Here is a 21,063-nt window from a genome sequence, read left to right as displayed (position 1 = left end):
CCGAGAACCTCCGAGAACAGGACACCCCATGGACCGCCGCAACTTCTTCAGGACGACCGGGCTGCTCGTCGGCACGCTGGCAGGGAGCCAGTTCCTCGTCGGCTGCGGGTCGGACGACGCCGGCACCACGACGGCCGCCTCCGCCGCCCCCGGCGCCGCGAACCTGCGCAACCTCGTCTACATGACGCCGTTCCAGCACATCATCGCCCACGCCGACGTGTACGTGGCGGCCCACCAGGGCTTCTTCGCCGCGGAGGGCCTGCTCATCACCCCGGTCGGCGGCACCGGCACCGCGAGCTCCATCTCCCAGGTCGCCGCCAAGCAGGCGATGTTCGGCAAGGCCGCCTCCGTCATCACCTGCCCGCTCATCGCCGACCAGAAGACCGAGGTGGTGACGATCGGGCAGAAGGACCAGGTCAGCCAGTACAGCGTCGCGTCCCTGCCGGACAAGCCCCTCACCCACCCCGAGCAGTGGCAGGGCAAGACCATCGGCGTCATCTCCAAGGGCGGCACCACCGAGCTGCAGCTCGACGCGATGTCGGTGGCCGCCGGGCTCGACCCGACGAAGGTGAAGAAGGTCGTCACCGGCGCCGACGTCGGCTCGCTGGAGTTCCTGCGGCGCGGCGACGTGGACGGGTTCATCACCTTCATCGGCACCGAGACCTCGTTCAAGCAGAAGAACATCGAGCTGCACTACCTCAACACCGACGAGTTCGCGGTGCTGCCCGGCGACTCCTACCTCGTCACCCGCGAGACCGCGGAGAAGGAGGGCGAGGCGATCACCGGCTTCCTGCGCGCCTGCCGCAAGGCGTGGGAGTTCATGGCCGACCCCGCCAACGGCGACAAGGTGCTGGAGGCCATGGGCCAGTTCAACGAGATCGAGGTCTCCGACAAGGAGCTCGCCAAGGCCAAGGTCGCGGGCGAGGTCAAGGTGAGCACGCCGAAGAACGGCAAGTTCCTGTCGATCGACGTGGCCGCGTGGGAGAGCGCCATCGACCTGATGCGCAAGTCGGGGATCATCAAGGACAAGTCCCGGCCCGTCACCGACTTCGTCAACACGTCCTTCGTCGACGCGATCTGAGGAATCCGTTCATGCTGCACATCACGGCACCGGGACACGGGCGATGAGCGCGAAGCCGGCCACGACGGACCTCGTGGTGATCGGCGCCGGCACCGCCGGCCTGCCCGCCGCCATCGAGGCCGCCCGCCACGGGCTGCGGGTCACCGTCGTCGAGAAGGCCGACAGGATCGGCGGCACGCTGTGGCGCTCCTGGGGGCAACTGTCCGCGGGCGGCACCTCGTTGCAACGTTCCAAGGGCATTCTCGACAGTCCCGACCTGCACTTCGACGACGTCATGCGGATCAGCAAGAACACCGCCGACCCCGTCCTCGTCAGGCTCGCGGTGAGCCACGCGCCCGCCACGGTCGAATGGCTGATGGCGTCCGGGTTCGACATGGACCCCGACGCGCCCGCGGTGCTGCACTTCCACGAGCCGTACCTGCTGGCGCGCACCTACTGGGGGCGCAACGCGGGCCGGTCCGTGCTGGACGTGCTCGCGCCCGCCTTCGAGAAGGAGACCGCGGCCGGTTCCGTGACGCTGGAGCTGAACACCGAGCTGGTCGAGCTGCGCGCCTCGGAGCGCGGCCGGGTGGACGGGGTGACCGTCCGCCGGCCGGATGGAACGCTCCACGAGATCGACGCGCGGGCCGTCATCCTCACCAGCGGCGGCTACGCGGGCAACCCCGAGCTGTTCCCCCGGTTCACGGCGGGCGCCCCGCTGGCGGGCCCCGGCTCGCCGGGGGCGGACGGCTCGGGCATCCTCGCGGCCGTGGCCGCGGGCGGCCGGGTACGCGGCCAGGAGCGCTTCCTCCCGACGTACGGCGGCGTGCTCAAGTCCGGCAGCTCGTGGGAGACCGTGCACCTGGACGACTACCCGGCGCTGACCCCGCAGTCCCGGCAGCCGTGGGAGATCCACGTCAACGCCCGGGGTGAGCGGTTCGTGGCCGAGGACGCGCCGAGCGTCGACGTCCGCGAGAACGCCCTGCTGGAGCAGCCGGAGCTGAAGTTCTGGGTCGTCTACGACGCGGCGATCCGCCGGGAGGCGCCCGCGCTGTTCCCGACCTGGAGCGAGGCGGAGCTGGACGAGGCGTTCGCCGGTCACCCGTCGTTCGCGGCCGCCGGTGACCTGCGGACGCTCGCGGAGGCCGCCGGCATCGACGCCGACGGCCTGGTCCGCACCGTGGCGGCCTACAACGAGGCCGTCGCGGCGGGCAGCGACGAGTTCGGCCGGACGCACCTGCCCGCGCCGATCGCCGAGCCGCCGTTCCACGCGGTGCTGAACCACGGCTCCACGCTGAAGAGCCCGGCGGGCCTCGCGGTGGACGGCGAGCTGCGGGTCCTCGGCCGGGACGGGCCCTTCGAGAACCTGTGGGCGGCCGGCGAGGTCCTCGGCGGCAGCACCTTGTCAGGCAAGTCCTTCGTGAGCGGCATGAGTGTGACCCCGGCCCTCAGTTTCGGCCGGATGCTGGGCCGCCGGGCGGCCGGCGCGGACACCGATCCAGGGAGCATGTATGTGGAACAGGCCTGACGTCGACTTCATCCAGAGCCAGGACGTGCCCTGGCAGGCGGTCGCCGAGGGCGGCTTCGGCGCCGCCCAGGGCGGACGCAGGCGGCTGCTCAGCCGCGACGCCGGCACCGGCGCGGAGACCGCGATCCACCGCCTCACCGGCCGGCACTCCGGAGTGCTGGACAGCGCGGTGGACATGTTCGTCATCGGCGGCGAGGGCCTGCTCGACGGCGAGCCGCTGCGCGTCGGCGACTACGTCTACGCCAAGGCCGGCGCGGCACTCGACCTGGTCGCCTCGGCGCGCGGGCTCACGATCTACTGCGGGTTCTGGGGGCCGCCCGGCTTCGTGCCGGGCACGGGCTCCGGCGAGCCGCTGCTGCGGATCGCCACCGAGCGCGAGCCGTGGGTGCCCGCCGGATGGAGCGGCGAGGTCCCGCTGGAGCCGGGCGCCATGTCGAAGGTGCTGCGCTCCGACGACACGGTCTTCGTCTACCTCGCGGGGATGATGCCGGGCTGGAAGTCGCCGATGGAGGAGGCGCACCCCCAGTACGAGGAGTCCTTCAAGATCTATGGAGACGTCCTGATGGGGCCGCTCGGCGTCATCAGGACCGGAGGCTACTTCTTCCGGTCCCCGCACGTCTTCCACGGCCCGCTCTACTCGCGCGGCGGAACGATGTCGTTCATCCGCTCGGACGCGGCCCCCACCACCGAGTACCGCGCCCCCGGACCAGGCGGAGCGTGGGACGAGCTGTCGGCGACCGCGTATGTCGACTGACGGCGCCCCTGCCAGCACCAGCACCACCGAACGTGGAGAAACGATGAACCGACCCGCCGCCGCCACGCCACCGCCGGAGCCCATGCCCGCCGGCGGCGCGGCGATCTCCATCAAGGGCGTCGGGAAGGAGTACACCACCGACGCCGGGCCGGTCCGCGCGCTGACGCCGACCGACCTGGAGATCAAGCCCCGGGAGTTCGTCGTCCTGCTGGGACCGTCGGGCTGCGGCAAGACCACCTTGCTGCGCATGCTGGGCGGCCTGATCACCCCGACCGAGGGCTCGATCACGATCGGGGACCGGCCGCTGTTCGCCGAGGGCGACAGCAGCCCCTCGCAGGAGGCGCTGGGCTCGCTCGGGTTCGTCTTCCAGCAGGCCACGCTCATGCCGTGGCGCAAGATCTGGAAGAACATCGCGCTGCCGCTCGAGGTGAAGCGGGTCAAGAAGCAGGAACGCCGCCGGCGGGCCGCCGAGCTCGCCGAGAGCGTCGGCCTGTCCGACTTCCTGGAGCACTACCCGCGCGCGCTGTCCGGCGGCATGCAGCAGCGCGTCGCCATCGCCAGGGCGCTGATCCACCGGCCGTCCATCCTGCTGATGGACGAGCCGTTCGGGGCGCTCGACGCGATGACGCGCGACCAGATGAACGCCATGCTCCAGCAGCTCTGGATGGACACCGGCAAGACGGTCGTCCTGGTCACGCACTCGATCTCCGAGGCGGTCTTCCTCGCCGACCGCGTCGTGCTGCTCTCGCAGCGGCCCGGCCGCATCCAGGACATCGTGGACATCGACTTCGAGCGTCCCCGTGGCCTGGACATCTCCAAGGACCCCCGCTTCGGCCAGATCGTGCAGCGCCTGCGGTCCCAGCTCGGCGAGGTGTCATGAGCGACCCGACCGGCGCGACCGCGGCCCTCGCCGGGTTCGCGGCCGGCCTGCGCCACGACGACCTCCCCGAGGAGGTCGTGGCCAAGGCGCAGGTCCTGCTGCTGGACTTCTTCGGGGTCGCGCTCGCGGGCAGCCGGGTGCCGGAGGTCGCGGCCATCACCGGCCTGGTCCGCGCGCGCGGTGGACGGCCGGAGGCGACGGTGCTCGGCACCGGCCTCGCCACCTCCGTGCCCGACGCCGCCTACCTCAACGGGTGCGCCTCCGACGTGCTTGAGCACCAGGACGGCTACCGGTTCGGCGGGTTCCACCCGTCGCACGCGCTGCCGGCGCTGCTCGCGGTGGCCGAGTCCACCGGCGCGAGCCTGCGCGACCTGGTCGTGGCGACGGTGGCCGCGTACGAGGTGGCCGACCGGATCGGCCGGGTGCTGCACCCGGGCGCCACGGCCAAGGGCTGGTTCCCGGTGGCGGCCGGCTACGGCGCGGCGGCCGGCTGCGCCAAGCTCCTCGGGCTGGACGCGGCCGGCATCGCCTCGGCGATGGGCGCGGCGGGCTACTTCGTGCCCGCCGTGATGATCGAGCAGATCTTCACCGGGCACACCGTCAAGCCCGCCTTCGCCGGGCAGATCTCCAGGGCCGGGGTGGAGGGCGCGCTGCACGCGCACGCCGGGCTGACCGGCTGGCCGCAGGTGCTGGAGCACCCGAAGGGCATGATCGCGCTGTTCGGCGGCGCGGCCGACGACCCGCGGCTGACCGACGGGCTCGGCACCGAGTGGACCATCCTGGAGGTGCACCAGAAGCGTTTCGCCGGCTGCCGGCACACGCACGGCGCCGCCCAGGCGTGCGTGGACCTCGCCACCGGGCACGACCTGGACCCGGCCGAGGTCGCCGACATCGACGTGGAGACGTACGACGTGGCGCGGATCCTGGTCGAGCGCTCGGTGACGCCGGCCGAGTCGGCGATCCCCTGCACGCTCAGCCTGCCGTACGTCGCCGCGGTCGCCGTCGTGGACCGCGACGTCTCCGGCGCCCAGTACGCGCCCGGCAAGCTGGCCGACCCGCTGGTGCACCAGGTGGCGTCGCGGGTGCGGATCCGGGTGTCCGACGAGATGAACGCCCTCTACCCCGAGTTCACCGCGACCCGGGTGGTCATCACCACCCGCGCGGGCGAGCGGTACGAGAGCTTCGTCGACCTGCCGGCCGGCGACCGGCGCGCCCCGCTGAGCAGGGAGGAACTGCTCGGCAAGTTCCGCGGGTACGCGCGTCCCGTGACCGGCGAACAGGCCGCGGACCGCGTGGCCGAGCTGGTGCTCGCGCCGCCGGGCGGCTCCGCCGTGCGGGAGCTGACCGCCCTGCTGACGGCCTGACCGGCCGACCCCGACCCCCGCGACATCCCGCCAGACCACAGGGAGAGGAACCTTGCTCAGTCCTGACAGTCCCCAGCACGTCATCACGCCCGAGGAGTTCACCGCCGAGGCGTTCGCCCCTTACGGCGAGGTGATGTCGCTGGACGCCACCCCCAAGCTGCCGATCGACTTCTACTCGGGCGCGAACGCCGTGCACGGGCCGGTCCGGCTCGACTCCGACACCCCGCCGGAGTTCCTGGTGTTCCGGGTCGGGCTGCGCGGCGACAACCTGCGCTACCTGGAACGGCACGTCGAGATGACCCAGACGATGATCCCGCTGGGCGGCCGGCCGTACGTCGCCGTGGTCGCGCCGCCGGAGGTGCCGCTGGACAACGGCTTCCCGGTGCTCGACGAGATCAGGGCGTTCGTCATCCCCGGCGACGTGTCCATCAACCTCTACCGGGGCACCTGGCACGAGCCGCCGTTCCCGTCGGTCGACGGGCAGCTCTTCCTCATCACCAGCCACGAGCGGCTGACCCGGGGACTGCAGTGCAAGGTGGACGAGAACGGCGAGCTCGACCAGTTCGACGTGGAGAAGCGCAGCCCGTTCCACCGCACCGGCCAGCGCGTGCGAGTCCGGCTGCCATGACCGTGACGACCAGCGGCGCGAGCGGCGCGCGGGCCATCGGCTCCCGGGTGCGCAAGGCCGACGGGCCGGCCCTGCTGACCGGGCGCGGCCGGTACCTCGACGACTACACCCTGCCGGGGACGCGGCACGCCGTGGTGGTGCGCAGCGAGGTGGCGCACGCCAGGATCGTGGACATCGACGTGCGCGCGGCGGCGGCGAGCCCCGGCGTGGTGCTCGTGCTCACCGGGGCGCAGGCCGCCGCGCACGCGGGGCCGATCCCGCACTTCATCGACCCGGCCGCGCGCGGCGGCCGGTACGCCGAGGCGCGCTGCCTGGCCGTCGGCAAGGTCGTCCACGCCGGCCAGCCGGTCGCCGCCGTGGTCGCGGACACGCGCCGCGCGGCCGAGGCCGCCGCGGCGCTGGTCCGGGTGGAGTACGAGCGGCTGCCGCACGTCCTGGACGCCGACGCGTCGCTGGAGCCGGACGCCCCCCGCCTGTACGAGGAGTGGCCGGACAACGTCATCCTGCACAACCACTACGGCACCGGCGACGTGGACGCCGCGCTGGCCGAGGCCGACCTGGTCGTCTCCGACACGATCAGGATCGCCCGCACCACGACGGCCCCCATCGAGCCGCGCGGCTACCTCGCCTCCTGGGACGACCTGGACGGCACGCTGACGGTGTACGGGTCGCTGCAGAACCCGCACCAGCTCCGCTGGATGCTGGCCAGGAGCCTCGGCCTGGACGAGACGGCGATCCGCGTGATCACCGCCCGGGTCGGCGGCAGCTTCGGGCTGAAGATGCAGGGTCACCCGGAGGAGACCCTGGTCTGCCTGCTCAGCAAGCTGACCGGCGCCCCGGTGAAGTGGATCGAGGACCGCCGCGAGTGCTTCATGGCGGGGGCCCGCGAGCAGGTGCACCGGTTCACGATCGGCGCCATGCGCGACGGCAGGATCGTGGCCGTGCGCGACCGCATCGTGGCCGACCTGGGCGCGGTGTCGGCGCAGGCCGGCTGGGCGATGCCGAACATGTCGGCCACGACGCTCGCGTCCGGCTACACCGTGCCCAACGTGCAGGCCGAGCTGCACGTCGTGGTGACCAACAAGCCGCCGCTGAACGCCGCCCGCGGCTTCGGCAAGGACTCGGCGCACTTCGTCATGGAGCGGATGGTCGACCTGGTGGCCCGCGGCCTCGGCGCCGACCCCGCCGAGGTGCGGCGCAAGAACTTCATCCCGCCGGACCGCTTCCCGTACCGGACGGCGACCGGGCTGAACATCGACAGCGGCGACTACCCCGGGCTGCTCGACAAGGCGCTGCGGGCGCTCGGCTACGACGCCCTGCGCGCCCGGCAGGCCGAGCTCCGCGCGGCCGGCCGGCACCTCGGTATCGGGCTGGCCTTCGAGCTGACCCCCGAGTCGGCCGACGGGCCCGGCTCCTTCGTCTCGGGGTTCGACGTCACGACGGTGCGGATGACCATGACCGGCGGCGTCACCGTCTACACCGGCGTGACCACGCCGGGCGGCGGCAACGACACCGGGATCGCGCAGATCGTCTCCGACGAGCTGGGCGTGCCGCTGAGCTGGATCACCCTGGTCCAGGGCGACACCGAGCGGTGCCCGAGCGGGTTCGGCAACTTCAGCGGGCGCAGCATGGTGGTCGGCGGCGGGTCGGCGGCGCTGGCCGCCCGCGACGTGCGCGCCAAGCTCGCCACCGTCGGCGCGCGCATGCTCGGCGTGCCGGTGGACGAGGTGGAGGTCGCGGACGGGCGGGTCCGGGCGGGCGACGGCCGCTCCGTGCCGGTGCCGGACGTGGCCGCCGCCGTGCTGACGCGGGCGTTCGCCATCGCGAACGACGTCGAACCGGTCCTGGAGGCCACCCGCGCGTACAAGCCGGGCAACATCGACCACGTCCCTGACGAGCGCGGCCGGATCCAGCCGTACCCGACGTACTCCAACTGCCTGCACGCCGCCGTGGTCGAGGTGGACCCGGAGACCGGGGTGACGAAGCTCGTGGACTTCGTGATGGCGCACGACTGCGGCACCATCATCAACCCGGCGCTGGTGGAGGGGCAGGCCCGCGGGGCGATCGTGATGGGCCTCGGCGCGGCGCTGTCGGAGCGGCTCACGTACGACGCCGACGGCCGGCTCACCAGCGACCGGTTCAAGACCTACCTGATGCCCCGGGCGGGCGACCTCCCCGAGATCCGCCTGGAACACCAGGTCACCCCGAGTCCCTTCACCATGTACGGCAACAAGGGCGCGGGCGAGGCGGGCGTGGGCGGCGCGCAGGCCGCCGTGGCCAACGCCGTGGAGGACGCGCTCGCGCCCTTCGGCGTCACGGTGCGCGAGGTGCCGCTGTCCCCGCCGGCCGTGCTCGCCCTGATCGACGAGGCGCGCACCCGATGATCACCAACAACTTCGCCTACCACGCCCCCACGGACCTGGACGGGGTCGTCGCGGCCCTGTCCGCGGCGTCCGGCGCGGCCGTGGTGCTGGGCGGGGGCACGATGCTCGTGCCCGACATGACGCACGGCAAGACCGTCGCCGACGTGGTCGTGGACCTGTCGCGGGCCGGGCTGTCCGGGATCACGCCCGACGGCGGCGCGGTGGTGGTCGGCGCCACGACCACGTACGCGCAGCTCCTGTCCGATCCCCGGGCCCGGACCCTGGCGCCGCTGCTGCGCCGGGTGGCGGGCGGCGTGACCGGCGGCCCGCAGATCCGCAACAAGGGCACGGTCGGCGGCTCGGCCTGCTACGCCAACCCGTCGTCTGAGGTGCCGGCCGCGCTGGTCGCCCTCGGCGCGCGGCTGCGGCTGGCGTCGGCGGGAGGCGTCCGCGAGGTCGCCGCCGCCGACTTCTTCACCGGCGCCTTCGCGACCGCCCGCCGCCCTGACGAGGTGCTGGCGGCGGTCACGCTCCCCGCGCCGACCGGCGTCCGCCCGGGCTACACGAAGCTGAAGCTCGCCGAGAGCAGCTGGCCCATCGCCACCGCCGCCTGCGTGCCCGGCCCGGACGGCGCGCTGCGCGTGGCGGTCGGCGCGGTGGCCGCGACGCCGCTGCTCGTCACGCTCGACCCGCCCGCGGCCGGGGTCGCCGACCCCGCCTGGCGGGCCCACGTACGCGAGGTCGTCGGCGCGGCGCTCGACGAGCCGTGGAGCGACGTCCTCGCCGACGGCGAGTACCGCAGGCGCGTCGCCCCCGTGGTGGCGGCCCGCGCCGTCGCCGACGCGCTGGAAGCCGAAGGAGAGTCGTGAACAGCATCCGCCTGACCGTCAACGGCCGGGAACGCGAGATCGAGGTCGAGGCGTGCAAGCTCCTGGTGCACGCGGTCCGGGAGGACCTGGGCCTCACCGGCACCCACGTGGGCTGCCTGACCGGCGACTGCGGCGCGTGCACCGTCCTGGTGGACGGCGCGTCGGTCAAGTCCTGCTCGGTGCTGGCCGTCCAGGCCGACGGCGCCGAGATCACCACCATCGAGGGGGTGGCGGGCGACGGCGGCCTCCACCCCGTCCAGCAGGCGTTCTGGGACGAGTTCGGCTTCCAGTGCGGCTACTGCCTGCCGGGCATGCTGCTGACGGCGCGCGAACTGCTCGACCGGACGCCCGACCCCGACGACGACGCCATCGTCCAGGCCATCAACGGGAACCTGTGCCGCTGCACCGGATACGGCAGCATCGTGCGCGCCATCCGCTGCGCGGCCACCCGGATGGCCGCCTCCGGCGAGCCGGCCGGGGAGGCGTCATGACCGCCGAGGCGGCGGCCGTCGCGGTGGTCGAGGACTTCCTCGCCGCCCTCGGCAGGGGCGACCGCGACGCCGCGGCCCGCCACCTCGCCGACGGCGCGGTCATGATCTTCCCGGGCGGCCGGCGCTACACCACGCTGGACGCGCTCGCGGCGGCCTCCGCCGTCCGCTACCGGCACGTCGACAAGCACCGCGAGGAGTACGAGGCGCTCACCGACGGGACCGGCGACGTGATCGTCTGGTCGATGGGGACGCTGTTCGGCGAGAACAACGCCGGCGTCCGCTACGACGGCGTCCGCTACGTGGACCGCTTCCGGCTGCGCGACGGCCTGATCGTCGAGCAGCGCGTCTGGAACGACCTGGCGCAGAGCGGCGTGCTCACCGCCCGCGCGGAGACCGAGATCGAACCCCAGTGGCGTCCCCGGACCCCTGACTGACCCCAGCCCCCCACCCCTGTACGCGAGACCCCCATCAAGGAGACCTCTCATGGCCCGCAAGCTCGTGCTGCTCACCTACAACCTCAAGCCCGGCACCGACCTGGCGGAGTACGAGGAATACACCCGCAACATCGACTACCGGGCCTTCCGCCAGAACCCCCGGATCCAGGACTACGCGAACTTCGTGATCAGCCGCAACGTCCGGGGCGAGGAGTGGTTCAAGCACTTCGACCTGATGTACGTCGACGACCACGACGCCTACCACGCCGACGGCAAGCTGCACTACGGCGACCCCGTCATTCTCAACCACGCCGCCGAGTGGCGCGAGCGCTGGGCGAAGGACGACGCGAGCGGCTGGCGCGGCCAGGTCAACATCTCCTACGCCGACGAGATCTGGGGCTAGAGACCCTTCACGAGCAGGCGGTAGGACCTCGCAGTGGTAACCGGAGCCGGCGGCGGAGCCGTCAATCCGTCCGACATCTCTTCCGCGGCCGAGGAGCCAGGCGAGGCGGGACCGGCGCGGCGCGCGGTCACGCTGGCCGTCCTGCTCGGCATGACGTACATGTATCCCGCCTACCTGGCGGGGACGCTCGGCGTCGCGATCCGGCTCGACCTGGGCCTGGACAGCGCGGCGCTGGGCCTGACCATCAGCGTGTTCTACGCGGTCAGCGCGCTCTCCATGTCGTTCGGCGGGCGCGTCGCGGACCGGATGGGCGCCCGCCGCGCCCTGCGCCTCGCGGCGGGGGTGACGGGCGCCTCCCTGGTCGGGGTCGCGGTGTCCGGCGGCTCCTGGGCGGGGCTGCTGGTGTCGCTGGCGGTGGGCGGCGTCGGCTCGGGCCTCGGCGGGCCGATCGGCGCGCTGCTGATCGTCCGCAACGTGCGCCTGAGCCGGCGGCCCATGGCCTTCGGCATCGAGCGCGCCTCGCTGCCGGCGTCCACGCTGCTGGCCAGCCTCGCGCTGCCGCTCCTCGCCACGGTCATGCACTGGCGGCTGGTGTTCCTCGTCGGGACCGTGGCCGTGGTCGTGCTCATGGCGCTGCGCGTCCCCGACGCGCCGCCCCCGGCGCGGGCGGGCGGCGCCGGGCGACCGCGGGCGGCGCTGACGCCGCTGGGGCCGCTGCTGATGATCACCGTGGCGTTCTTCCTGTGCGCGGCCGCGGCCAACGCGCTCAGCGGCTTCTTCGTGGACTACGGCGTCACGGTCGGGCTCAGCCAGAGCGCGGCGGGGACGGCGCTGGCCGTGGGCAGCGCCGTGATCATCGCCGTCCGGCTCGGGCTGGGACTGGGCCGCACACGCAGGCACGGCAGGCTGACCGTCGCGGCGCTGATGGCGGTGGGCGCCTGCGGCTTCCTGCTGCTCGCCTCGGGCGACCGCGTGCTGGGCCTGATCGGCATGCTCGTCGCGGGCGGCGCCGGCTGGGGCTGGACCGGGGTGATCGCCCTGGTCATCGCCGAGGCCTACCCGGAGGGCCCCGGCGCGGCGTCGGGGCTGGTGCAGGCCGGCGGCTCGGCCGGGGGCATCGTGGGGCCGCTCGCCGTCGGCGCCGCGGCGCAGTACTCCTCCTACTCCCTCGGCTGGGGGCTCGCGGCGATGTTCGTCGCGCTCGCCTCCGTCCTGGTCTTCGTCAATCGTGCGGCATGGAAGGAAACCCGATGAACGCGAGAGGCGCCTTCACGACCTCGGCGGAACCGCCCGCGGCCTGCGACGTGCTCGTCCTCGGCAGCGGAGCGGCCGGCCTGGTCGCCGCCTGCCGGGCCGCCGACGCGGGCCACCACGTCGTGCTCGTCGAGCGGGCGCGGTCGCTGGGCGGCTCGACGGCCGTCTCCGGCGGCGTCATCTGGGTGCCGGGCAACCACCTGATGGCGGCGGCCGGGTTCCCCGACACGCGGGAGGACGCCGTGGCGTACCTGACCGCGGTGACGCGCGGGGCGGTGCCGTACGAGCGGATCGACTGGTTCCTGCGCACCGCCCCCGAGGCCGTGCGGTACCTGTGCGACGAGACCGAGGTGGGGCTGGCCGCGCTGGGCAGACCCGACTACCGGGCGGACGCGCCGGGGGCGGTGGCGGGCGGGCGCGCGCTGGACAACCTGCCGTTCGACGCGAGGGCCAGGCCCGGCCTCGACGAGGTGCTGAGGACGCCGACGTACCTGCCGTCGATCACCATGGTCGAGCGGGAGCACGGGCGCGGGCTGGATCTCGACGCGCTCTCCAGGGAGCGCGCCGCCCAGGGGGTCAGGACCATGGGCGGTGCGCTCGCCGGAGCGCTCGCCGCCTCCGCGCACGACCGCGGGGTCGCCTTCGTCACCGGCGCCAGGGCGACCGGCCTGGACCGCGCCGGAGAGGCGTGGGAGGTCACCGTGCGGGCCGCCGGCGGCGTGCGGCGGATCCGGGCGCGGCGCGCGGTCGTGCTGGCGAGCGGCGGCTTCGAGTGGAACGCCGAGTTGCAGCGGGCCTTCCTGCCCGCCCCGGTGGTGCCGATCGGCGCGCCGGGCAACGTCGGCGACGGCCTGCTCATGGCGCTGCGCGCGGGCGCGGGGGTCCGGGACATGACCGCCTCGTGGGGCGTACCGGCGTTCCAGGACCCGGACGCCCGCTACGACGGGCAGCTCACCGGCAGGCTCGCGAACGTCGAGCTCACCCGTCCTGGGTCGCTGATGGTGAACGCCGCCGGCCGCCGGTTCGTCAACGAGGCGCAGTGCTACCACGACCTGACCAAGGTGTTCAGGGAGGTGGACCCGGCGACCGGCGCGCCCCGGCACGTGCCCGCCTGGCTCGTCCACGACAGCGCCTACGGCGAGCGCTACCCCGTCGCGGGAGCGCCGCCGGGGACGACGCCCGCGTGGGCGGTGACCCGGCCCACGCTGCGGGAGCTGGCCGACGCCTGCGGGATCGACGCGGGCGGCCTGGCCGCGACGGTGGAGCGGTTCAACGCCGACGCGGCCGAGGGCGCCGACCGGCTGTTCGCGCGGGGCTCGTCCGTGGCGGACCGCCACCTGGGCGACCCTTCGGTGGAGCCCAACCCGTGCCTGGCGCCGATCGGGCGGCCGCCGTTCACGGCGGTGCCCGTGCACGCGGCGACCCTCGGCACGTGCGGGGGAGTGGCGACCGACCACGACGGCCGGGTCCTGTCCACCTCGGGCGAGCCGGTGGCGGGCCTGTTCGCGGCGGGCAACGTCGCCGCGACGCCCTTCGGCGACTGCTACCCCGGCGGGGGGACGTCCCTGGCGGCCGCGGTGGTGCGCGCCTACGCCATCGGCGCGGCGCTCACCGGCTGAGCGCCGCGCCGTCCCCCAGGCGACGTAACGGCGTTGACCTGGGAAAAGCAATGAACTAACCTCTGAGCGGACCAGCGTTCGCTATAGCGGAACATGGAGCTAAGGTGGAAGACGGGCCTCTGACAGGACTGAGGGTGCTGGACGCGTCCACCATCCTCGCCGGCCCCCTGTGCTGCCAGATCCTCGGCGACCAGGGCGCCGAGGTCATCAAGATCGAGCACCCGGTCAACGGTGACGGCATGCGAGGGCACGGACCGTCCAAGGACGGGGTGCCCCTGTGGTGGAAGGAGATCTCCCGCAACAAGCGGGCGCTCGGACTGAGCCTGTCGGCTCCCGAGGGCGCGGACATCCTCCTGCGGCTGGCCGCGACGGCCGACGTGCTGGTGGAGAACTTCCGGCCCGGCACGCTCGAACGCTGGGGCCTCGGACCTGACGCGCTGCACGCGGTCAACCCCCGGCTGGTCATCGTCCGCGTCACCGGCTTCGGCCAGCAGGGGCCGTACGCGGCCCGCGCCGGCTTCGGCACGCTCGCCGAGGCGATGAGCGGGTTCGCCCACCTCACCGGCGAGGCCGGCGGCCCGCCGACGCTGCCGGCGTTCGGCCTGGCCGACAGCATCTGCGGCATCGCCGCGTCGTCGGCGACGATGATGGCGCTGTGGGCCCGCGAGCGGACCGGGCGGGGCGAGGTCGTCGACCTGAGCCTGATCGAGCCCATCATGGCCGCCGTCGGCCCCGGGCCCACCGTGTACGACCAGCTCGGCGTGGTCGGGGAGCGGCAGGGCAACCGGTCGTCCAACAACGCGCCGCGCAACACGTACCTGTGCAAGGACGGCGGCTGGGTCGCGGTCTCGACCAGCGCCCAGCGCATCGCCGAGCGCGTCCTGACGCTGGTGGGCCACCCCGAGGTCATCGACGAGCCCTGGTTCGCCTCCGGCCGCGAGCGGGCGCAGCACGCCGACCTGCTCGACTCCTACGTGGGGTCGTGGATCGCCGAGCGCACCCGCGCCGAGGTGATGGCCGAGTTCGAGCGGGTGGGCGCGGCCGTCGCGCCCGTCTACACCGCCCGCGACCTCGCCGAGGACCCCCACGTCCAGGCCACCGGGATGCTCACCCACGTCGAGGACGACGACCTCGGCCCCGTGCTCATGCACAACGTGATGTGGCGGATGACCGGCGCCCCCGGCCGGATCCGCTTCACCGGGCGGCGCCTCGGCGCCGACACCGACGCGATCCTCCAGGACGAGCTCGGCCTCGACGCCGGGACGGTCGAGGATCTGCGCACCAGGCGGGTGATCGCATGACAGGCGCCGGCATCACCGGCATTCGGACCAGCGACGAAAGACGAGAAGCGTTGAGCCCAGAAGACTCCACCAGCGCCACCACGACCGGCCTGCTGCTGCGCGCCGTCCACGACGGGATCCGGATCTACGATCTGGGCCGGCCCCTCACCATCGGGATGCCGCAGTCGCCCAACCACCCGGCCTTCTGGCACGCGCTGCCCCGCCGGCACGGCGACATGGTGCGGGCCGACGGCGGCTCGGCCGCCAACGACGTCATCACGATGGGCACCCACGTCGGCACCCACATCGACGCCTTCTCCCACGTGTCGCAGGACGGCCGGCTGCTCGACGGGTCCGACGCCGTCGAGGCGAGCCGGGGCGGCAGGTTCGCCGCGCTCGGGGCCCACACCATCGCCCCGATGCTCCGCCGGGGCGTGCTGCTCGACGTGCCGGCCGCGCTCGGCACGCCCGAGGGCTGCGCCCCCGGCTACGAGATCACCCCCGAGGACCTGGCGGCGACCGTCGAGCGGCAGGGCACGCCCATCCGCGCCGGCGACGTCGTCCTCGTCCGCAGCGGCTGGGGACGCCTGTTCGGCGACCGCGACGCCTACACCGGCCTCGCCTCGGGCGTGCCCGGCGTCGGCGAGGCCGGCGCGACCTGGCTGGCCGACCACCGGCCGCACGCCGTCGGCGCCGACACCATCGCCTTCGAACGGCTCGCGCCGGGCGGCGGCCACAGCCTGCTGCCCGCCCACCGCGTCCTGCTCGTCGAGCGGGGCGTCTACATCATCGAGACGATGGTGCTCGACGAACTGGCCGCCGACGGCGTGCACGAGTTCGCGTTCGTGCTCTCCCCGCTGCCGATCTTCGGCGCGACCGGCTCGCCCGTGCGCCCGCTGGCGGTGGTCGGCCATGGCTGAGACCCCCGCCCTCGCGATCGAGGTGTCCCGGTTCGCGGCCGGGACGCTGACCGCGCCGCTGCCCGACGCCGTGACCGACAGCGTGCGCCGCAGGATCCTCGACGTCCTGGGGCTCTGCGTCGCCGCCTACCGGCTGCCGACCAGCGCCGCCGCGGCCGCGTACGTGGCCGACCAGGGCGGCGCGCCGCAGGCCGCCGCCGTCGGCGTGCCCGGCCGCCTGCCCGCCCCGCAGGCCGCCTTCGCCAACGGGGTGCTCGCCCACTCGCTCGACTACGACGACACCCACCTGCCGTCGGTGCTGCACCCGAGCGCGGCGGTCGTGCCGGCGGCGCTCGCCGCCGCCGAGGCGTACGGAGCCTCCGGAGCCGACACGGTCGCCGCCGTGGCCGCCGGGCTGGAGGTCGCCGTACGGCTCGGCATGGCCGGCTACGACAGCGAGCTCGGCAACTCCGTCTTCTTCGAGCACGGCCAGCACGCCACCTCCATCTGCGGCGCGATGGGCGGCGCGGTCGCGGCCGCCCTGCTCATGGGGCTCGGCGCGGAGGGCGTCGGGCACGCCCTGGGCATCACCGCGTCCTTCGCCTCCGGCATCATCGAGGCCAACCGCACCGGCGGCACCGTCAAGCGGCTGCACTGCGGCTGGGCCGCGCAGTCGGCCGTCACCGCCGCCGAGCTCACCCGGCGCGGCTTCACCGGCCCGCCCACCGTCCTCGAGGGCCGCTTCGGCTTCTTCGAGGCGTTCCTGCGCGGCGCCAGCGACCTCGGCCAGGTGCTCGACGGGCTGGGCGAGGAGTGGGCGGTCCCCGGGATCTTCTTCAAGCCCTACCCGGCCAACCACTTCACCCACACGGCCATCGACGCCGGCATCGCGCTGCGCGAGCGGGGCCTCCCGCTCGACCGGATCGAGCACATCGAGCTGCGCGTGCCGTCGGCCGTGATCCGCACCATCGGCCAGCCGCTCGACCAGAAGCGGGCCCCGGAGACCGGCTACCAGGCGCAGTTCAGCGGTCCCTACGCGGTGGTCGCCGGGCTCGTCGGCGGCTCCGGCCTCGGCGTGGGCCTCGACGACTTCACCGACGAGCTGGCCCGCGACCCGGCCCGCCGGGCGCTGATGGCCCTGGTCGACGTCGTCCCCGACGAGCGCTGCGACGCCATCTTCCCGCACCAGTTCCCCGCCGTGGTCCGGGTGCGCACCGACGACGGCCGCGCGTGGACCGAGGAGGCGCTGGCCAACCGGGGCGGCCCCGCCCGGCCGCTGTCCGACGCCGAGCTCGCCCGCAAGTTCCGCGAGAACGTGGCCGGCCGGCTGCCGGAGGAGTCCGCCGCGACCGTGCGCGACCTCGTCATGCGGCTCGACCACCTCCCCGGCGTGGCCGAGGTCATGCGCCCGCTCACCCGGCTGACCGAGACCCCGTCTTCCGCCCTCTGAGCCCCCTGAGCCCCCAAAGGAGAACCCCCGTGGCATCGTACGACGTGATCGTCACCAACGTCAGGGTCGTCCGGCACGACCGGCCCGAGCCGGAGACCGCCGACCTCGGCATCCTCGACGGCCGGATCGCCGCCATCCGGCCGGGCCTCGACCCGGCCGAGGCGCGCACCGTCGTGGACGGCGGCGGCAAGCTGGCCTTCCCCGGCGCGGTGGACGCCCACCAGCACTGGGGCATCTACAACCCGCTGGCCGTCGACACCGAGACCGAGAGCCGGGCCTGCGCCCAGGGCGGCGTCACCTCCGCCCTCACCTACATGCGCACCGGCCAGTACTACCTCAACAAGGGCGGCCCGTACGCGGAGGTCTTCCCCGAGGTCCTGGCCAACTCCCAGGACCGCTCGTACGTCGACTACGCCTTCCACCTCGCGCCCATGCAGCGCGGGCACATCGACGAGATCCCCTCCCTGGTGAGCGAGCACGGGGTGACGTCGTTCAAGGTGTTCATGTTCTACGGCAGCCACGGCCTGCACGGGCGCTCCGCCGACCAGAACTCCTTCCTCATGATCCCCGAGGGCGAGCGGTACGACTACGCGCACTTCGAGTTCGTCATGCGCGGCATCCAGGCGGCCCGCGAGCAGTTCCCCGACCTGGCCGACGAGATCTCGCTGTCCCTGCACTGCGAGACGGCCGAGATCATGAGCGCGTACACGAAGATGGTGGAGGAGGAGGGCACGCTCACCGGCCTCGCGGCCTACAGCGCCTCCCGGCCCCCGCACTCCGAGGGCCTGGCGGTGAGCATCGCCTCCTACCTCGCGCACGAGACCGGGCTCCCCACGATCAACCTGCTGCACCTGTCGTCGGCCAAGGCCATGGACGCGGCGCTGCGGATGGCCGAGGCGTTCCCGCACATCGACTTCCGCCGCGAGGTGACCATCGGCCACCTGCTCGCCGACATCACCACCGCGAGCGGCATCGGCGGCAAGGTCAACCCGCCGCTGCGCCCGCGCGAGGACGTCGAGGCGCTGTGGGGCCACCTGCTCGACGGCAAGGTCGACTGGGTGGTCAGCGACCACGCCTGCTGCCGCGACGAGCAGAAGTTCGGCGACCCGCGCGACGACGTGTTCCTGGCCAAGTCGGGGTTCGGCGGCGCCGAGTACCTGCTGCCCGGCCTGATCAGCGAGGGCTCCCGGCGCGGGCTGTCCTACGGCGACGTGGCCCGGCTGCTCTCCTGGAACCCGGCGCAGCGGTTCGGGCTCCGCACCAAGGGCGCGATCGCCGAGGGCTTCGACGCCGACATCGTCCTCGTCGACCCCGACACGTCCTGGACCGTGCGCGCGGCCGACTCCGAGTCCACCCAGGAGTACACGCCGTTCGAGGGCTTCGAGCTGACCGCGAAGGTGACCGACACCTTCCTGCGCGGCCGGCGGGTGCTGGAGGACGGCAAGGTCGTGGGCGACCCCGCGGGCCGCTACCTCGCCAGGCCCGTCACCGCCTAGGCAGCGCGGGGGGCTTGCATCCGGTACCCGGGTACGGGCTTACCGTCGGAGCATGACGGAAAACCTCGCCCCCGGCCAGGTGTGGGCTCCCTCCGCGTGCACGCTGCCCACCGCCGAGCGGCCGCTGCGGGTGGCCGAGTTCGACGCCCTGTTCGCCGAGACCGTCCGGGCCGTACGGCGTCCCGGGCGGGAACGGCTGCGGCTGGAGCTCGACTTCACCCCGGCCGGCGCCGCCAGGGCCGCCGAACTGGCGGCCAGGGAGAACGGCTGCTGCTCCTTCTTCACCTTCGTCCTCACCGTCGCCGGCGGCGCCCTCACGCTGGAGGTGACGGTGCCGCCGGAGCACGCCGACGTGCTGGACGCGCTGGCCGCGCGCGCCGGCGCCGCCCCTCCGGGGGAGACCTCGCCCGGCCGGGCGGGGAGCCCGGCGTGAGGCGGGACCCCGACGGGGCGTACCTGCGCAGCGGGCAGGTCGCCGAGCGGGCCGGGGTCAACCCGCAGACCCTGCGCTACTACGAGCGCAGGGGCCTGATCGCCGAGCCGGCCCGCAGCCCCGGCGGGCACCGCGCCTACCCGCCGGACACCGTCACCCTGCTGACCGTGATCAAGGCCGCCCAGCGGCTCGGCTTCACCCTGGACGAGGTGGCCGAGCTGCTCGACACCGGCAGGCGCGGCCACCCCACCCCCGGCCTGCGGGCCCGCGCCCAGGCCAAGATCGCCGAAGTGGACGCGAAGATCGCCGGCCTGACCGCGATCCGGGCCGCGCTGACCCAGGTGGTCAGCGCCGGCTGCGACAGCCTCACGCACTGCACCGGCCCCGACTGTCCGCTGCCCCAGCGGCGGAGCGCTCCTGTGTGATCTATTCTGATCAACTGTCGTACAGGACGTGACGGGCGAGGTGACATGACATCCGGGCAGCCTGGTCTCATGGTCGGCGGACGCTACCGGCTGGTCGCGGTGCTCGGGTCCGGCGGGTTCGGCAGGGTCTGGCGGGCCCATGACGAGGTCCTCGACGTCGACGTGGCGATCAAGGAGCTGTGCCTGGTGCCCGGGATGCCGCAGGCGGAGCAGGACAAGCGGCTGGAGCGCACCGCGAGGGAGGCACGCAACGCCGTCCGGCTGCGGTCGCACGAGAACGTCGTCGCCATCCACGACATCGTCACGGACGGCCTGCCCTGGATCGTGATGGAGCTGGTCGACGGCCCGTCGCTGCACGAGCACCTCGAAACGCGCGGGCCGTTACCGGTGGACACGGCGGAGCAGGTCGCCGCCGCGCTGCTGAAGGCCCTCGGCGCGGCGCACCGCAACGGCATCGTGCACCGCGACATCAAGCCGGCCAACGTCATGCTCGACGGCGACGGCAGGGCCCTGCTGACCGACTTCGGGATCGCGCTCCACACCACCGACAGCACCCTGACCACCGCCGGGATGCTCATAGGCTCGCCCGAGTACATGGCCCCCGAACGGCTGCGCGGCATCGACGGGCTCCCCGCCGGCGACCTGTTCTCCCTCGGCGTGACCCTCTACCAGGCCGTCGAGGGACTCTCCCCGTTCCGCCGCGGCACCCAGCCGGCGGCGCTGACGGCGGTCCTGTTCGAGGAGCCCCCGCCGCCGCTGCGCGCGGGCCGGCTCGCCCCGCTCATCACCCGGCTGCTCGACAAGGACCCGGGCAGCAGGCCGACCGCCGAGCAGGCGCTGGCCATGCTCGGCGAGCGGCGGCCCGGCCCCGGCCCCGTACGGGCCGCCACCAGGGTCCTTCCCTCCGGGGAGACCCCTCCGAAGGTGTGGCAGCACAAGGCCGTCGCGGTGATGCTGGGGATCATCTTCGCGCTCGGCCTCATCGGCTGCACCGACGCCGGCGTCGCCTGGGACAAGCTGGACAACGAGATGGACCTCGACGACATGGGGATCCCCATCATGACCGCCGTCCTCGTGAACGTCGGCGTGGTCGGGCTGCTGTGCGCGCAGGTCGCCCGCTTCGTGCCGCGGGTCGCCGGCCGGACCGTCGCCGTCATCGCGGGCCTCGCCGGCTGCCTGGCCGGCGTCGTCGCCGCCGCTCTCGCCGTGGACGGCGTGGGCGTCATCGGTTCGTCGTTCGGCAGCCGGAGCGACGCCGCCCTCGCGGCGCCCTTCGTGGTCGCCGCCCTCACGCTCATCGCGGGAGGGTGGGCGTGGGAGGCGCGCAAGGCCCGCCGCCCCGCGCCTCAGCCGGCGGCGAGACCCTAGCCCCCGCCCAGCACCGCCCCGCCGTCCTCGGTGCCGGGCCGGCGAGGCGGATGTGCGCCTCGCCG

Annotated in this window: 20 protein-coding genes; all 20 read left to right on the top strand. The window is 73.8% G+C overall.

Annotated features, from left to right (window positions below):
• Positions 1-28 precede the first annotated feature (28 nt).
• Positions 29-1,081 (top strand): ABC transporter substrate-binding protein, encoded by a 1,053-nt coding sequence (locus tag Nocox_RS33275; RefSeq protein WP_020546194.1) that lies wholly within the window; start codon positions 29-31, stop codon positions 1,079-1,081.
• A gap of 43 nt (positions 1,082-1,124) precedes the next feature.
• On the top strand, positions 1,125-2,588 hold the full coding sequence (locus tag Nocox_RS33270) for an FAD-dependent oxidoreductase (RefSeq protein WP_020546193.1): 1,464 nt from the start codon (positions 1,125-1,127) through the stop codon (positions 2,586-2,588).
• Complete coding sequence (locus Nocox_RS33265) at positions 2,572-3,342, top strand: hypothetical protein (protein WP_020546192.1); 771 nt, start codon at positions 2,572-2,574, stop codon at positions 3,340-3,342. Before Nocox_RS33270 ends, Nocox_RS33265 begins: the two co-directional genes overlap by 17 nt.
• 43 nt (positions 3,343-3,385) lie before the next feature.
• Complete coding sequence (locus Nocox_RS33260; RefSeq protein ID WP_211212795.1) at positions 3,386-4,222, top strand: ABC transporter ATP-binding protein; 837 nt, start codon at positions 3,386-3,388, stop codon at positions 4,220-4,222.
• On the top strand, positions 4,219-5,586 hold the full coding sequence (locus tag Nocox_RS33255; protein WP_020546190.1) for an MmgE/PrpD family protein: 1,368 nt from the start codon (positions 4,219-4,221) through the stop codon (positions 5,584-5,586). Before Nocox_RS33260 ends, Nocox_RS33255 begins: the two co-directional genes overlap by 4 nt.
• Positions 5,587-5,638: 52 nt before the next feature.
• Complete coding sequence (locus Nocox_RS33250; protein WP_020546189.1) at positions 5,639-6,214, top strand: ureidoglycolate lyase; 576 nt, start codon at positions 5,639-5,641, stop codon at positions 6,212-6,214.
• The gene (locus Nocox_RS33245) at positions 6,211-8,598 is read left to right on the top strand and encodes a xanthine dehydrogenase family protein molybdopterin-binding subunit (protein ID WP_020546188.1); all 2,388 of its coding nucleotides are present in this window, start codon (positions 6,211-6,213) and stop codon (positions 8,596-8,598) included. The genes Nocox_RS33250 and Nocox_RS33245 overlap by 4 nt, the downstream gene beginning before the upstream one ends.
• The gene (locus tag Nocox_RS33240; protein WP_020546187.1) at positions 8,595-9,446 is read left to right on the top strand and encodes an FAD binding domain-containing protein; all 852 of its coding nucleotides are present in this window, start codon (positions 8,595-8,597) and stop codon (positions 9,444-9,446) included. Before Nocox_RS33245 ends, Nocox_RS33240 begins: the two co-directional genes overlap by 4 nt.
• Positions 9,443-9,937, top strand: coding sequence for a (2Fe-2S)-binding protein (locus Nocox_RS33235; protein WP_020546186.1), 495 nt, complete (start codon positions 9,443-9,445; stop codon positions 9,935-9,937). Before Nocox_RS33240 ends, Nocox_RS33235 begins: the two co-directional genes overlap by 4 nt.
• Positions 9,934-10,371: a nuclear transport factor 2 family protein gene (locus tag Nocox_RS33230; RefSeq protein WP_020546185.1), complete on the top strand. Its 438-nt coding sequence runs from the start codon at positions 9,934-9,936 to the stop codon at positions 10,369-10,371. Before Nocox_RS33235 ends, Nocox_RS33230 begins: the two co-directional genes overlap by 4 nt.
• 49 nt (positions 10,372-10,420) lie before the next feature.
• Entirely contained in the window at positions 10,421-10,774 is a 354-nt protein-coding gene (locus Nocox_RS33225) for a hypothetical protein (protein WP_020546184.1), read from the top strand.
• Positions 10,775-10,807: 33 nt separating this feature from the next.
• Positions 10,808-12,028, top strand: a complete 1,221-nt coding sequence (locus Nocox_RS33220; RefSeq protein WP_020546183.1) for an MFS transporter — start codon at positions 10,808-10,810, stop codon at positions 12,026-12,028.
• The gene (locus Nocox_RS33215) at positions 12,025-13,647 is read left to right on the top strand and encodes an FAD-dependent oxidoreductase (RefSeq protein WP_020546182.1); all 1,623 of its coding nucleotides are present in this window, start codon (positions 12,025-12,027) and stop codon (positions 13,645-13,647) included. The genes Nocox_RS33220 and Nocox_RS33215 overlap by 4 nt, the downstream gene beginning before the upstream one ends.
• Positions 13,648-13,751: 104 nt before the next feature.
• Positions 13,752-14,948, top strand: coding sequence for a CaiB/BaiF CoA transferase family protein (locus Nocox_RS33210; protein ID WP_026214952.1), 1,197 nt, complete (start codon positions 13,752-13,754; stop codon positions 14,946-14,948).
• 50 nt (positions 14,949-14,998) lie between these two features.
• Entirely contained in the window at positions 14,999-15,847 is an 849-nt protein-coding gene (locus Nocox_RS33205; protein ID WP_020546180.1) for a cyclase family protein, read from the top strand.
• Complete coding sequence (locus Nocox_RS33200; RefSeq protein WP_020546179.1) at positions 15,840-17,276, top strand: MmgE/PrpD family protein; 1,437 nt, start codon at positions 15,840-15,842, stop codon at positions 17,274-17,276. Before Nocox_RS33205 ends, Nocox_RS33200 begins: the two co-directional genes overlap by 8 nt.
• A 29-nt stretch (positions 17,277-17,305) precedes the next feature.
• Positions 17,306-18,772 carry a dihydroorotase gene (locus tag Nocox_RS33195; RefSeq protein ID WP_020546178.1) on the top strand — a complete coding sequence of 489 codons (1,467 nt, stop codon included), beginning with the start codon at positions 17,306-17,308 and terminating at the stop codon, positions 18,770-18,772.
• 52 nt (positions 18,773-18,824) lie between these two features.
• Positions 18,825-19,205 (top strand): hypothetical protein, encoded by a 381-nt coding sequence (locus Nocox_RS33190; protein ID WP_020546177.1) that lies wholly within the window; start codon positions 18,825-18,827, stop codon positions 19,203-19,205.
• Positions 19,202-19,630, top strand: coding sequence for a MerR family transcriptional regulator (locus Nocox_RS33185; protein WP_020546176.1), 429 nt, complete (start codon positions 19,202-19,204; stop codon positions 19,628-19,630). Before Nocox_RS33190 ends, Nocox_RS33185 begins: the two co-directional genes overlap by 4 nt.
• A gap of 69 nt (positions 19,631-19,699) precedes the next feature.
• Positions 19,700-20,998 (top strand): serine/threonine-protein kinase, encoded by a 1,299-nt coding sequence (locus tag Nocox_RS33180; RefSeq protein ID WP_051112716.1) that lies wholly within the window; start codon positions 19,700-19,702, stop codon positions 20,996-20,998.
• Positions 20,999-21,063: the final 65 nt, after the last annotated feature.

Origin of the sequence: Nonomuraea coxensis DSM 45129, assembly GCF_019397265.1 — a bacterium.
GTDB classification, from domain to species: Bacteria; Actinomycetota; Actinomycetes; order Streptosporangiales; family Streptosporangiaceae; genus Nonomuraea; species Nonomuraea coxensis.
Note: the sequence above shows the minus strand (reverse complement) of the source record. Positions and strands in the feature narration are given on the sequence as shown.

Excerpts from the sequence above, each read along its gene's own strand:
- Nocox_RS33275 (WP_020546194.1), top strand. The coding sequence starts at position 29 with ATGGACCGCCGCAACTTCTTCAGGACGACCGGGCTGCTCGTCGGCACG.
- Nocox_RS33270 (WP_020546193.1), top strand. The coding sequence starts at position 1,125 with ATGAGCGCGAAGCCGGCCACGACGGACCTCGTGGTGATCGGCGCCGGC.
- Nocox_RS33265 (WP_020546192.1), top strand. The coding sequence starts at position 2,572 with ATGTGGAACAGGCCTGACGTCGACTTCATCCAGAGCCAGGACGTGCCC.
- Nocox_RS33260 (WP_211212795.1), top strand. The coding sequence starts at position 3,386 with ATGAACCGACCCGCCGCCGCCACGCCACCGCCGGAGCCCATGCCCGCC.
- Nocox_RS33255 (WP_020546190.1), top strand. The coding sequence starts at position 4,219 with ATGAGCGACCCGACCGGCGCGACCGCGGCCCTCGCCGGGTTCGCGGCC.
- Nocox_RS33245 (WP_020546188.1), top strand. The coding sequence starts at position 6,211 with ATGACCGTGACGACCAGCGGCGCGAGCGGCGCGCGGGCCATCGGCTCC.
- Nocox_RS33240 (WP_020546187.1), top strand. The coding sequence starts at position 8,595 with ATGATCACCAACAACTTCGCCTACCACGCCCCCACGGACCTGGACGGG.
- Nocox_RS33230 (WP_020546185.1), top strand. The coding sequence starts at position 9,934 with ATGACCGCCGAGGCGGCGGCCGTCGCGGTGGTCGAGGACTTCCTCGCC.
- Nocox_RS33225 (WP_020546184.1), top strand. The coding sequence starts at position 10,421 with ATGGCCCGCAAGCTCGTGCTGCTCACCTACAACCTCAAGCCCGGCACC.
- Nocox_RS33215 (WP_020546182.1), top strand. The coding sequence starts at position 12,025 with ATGAACGCGAGAGGCGCCTTCACGACCTCGGCGGAACCGCCCGCGGCC.
- Nocox_RS33200 (WP_020546179.1), top strand. The coding sequence starts at position 15,840 with ATGGCTGAGACCCCCGCCCTCGCGATCGAGGTGTCCCGGTTCGCGGCC.
- Nocox_RS33190 (WP_020546177.1), top strand. The coding sequence starts at position 18,825 with ATGACGGAAAACCTCGCCCCCGGCCAGGTGTGGGCTCCCTCCGCGTGC.
- Nocox_RS33180 (WP_051112716.1), top strand. The coding sequence starts at position 19,700 with ATGGTCGGCGGACGCTACCGGCTGGTCGCGGTGCTCGGGTCCGGCGGG.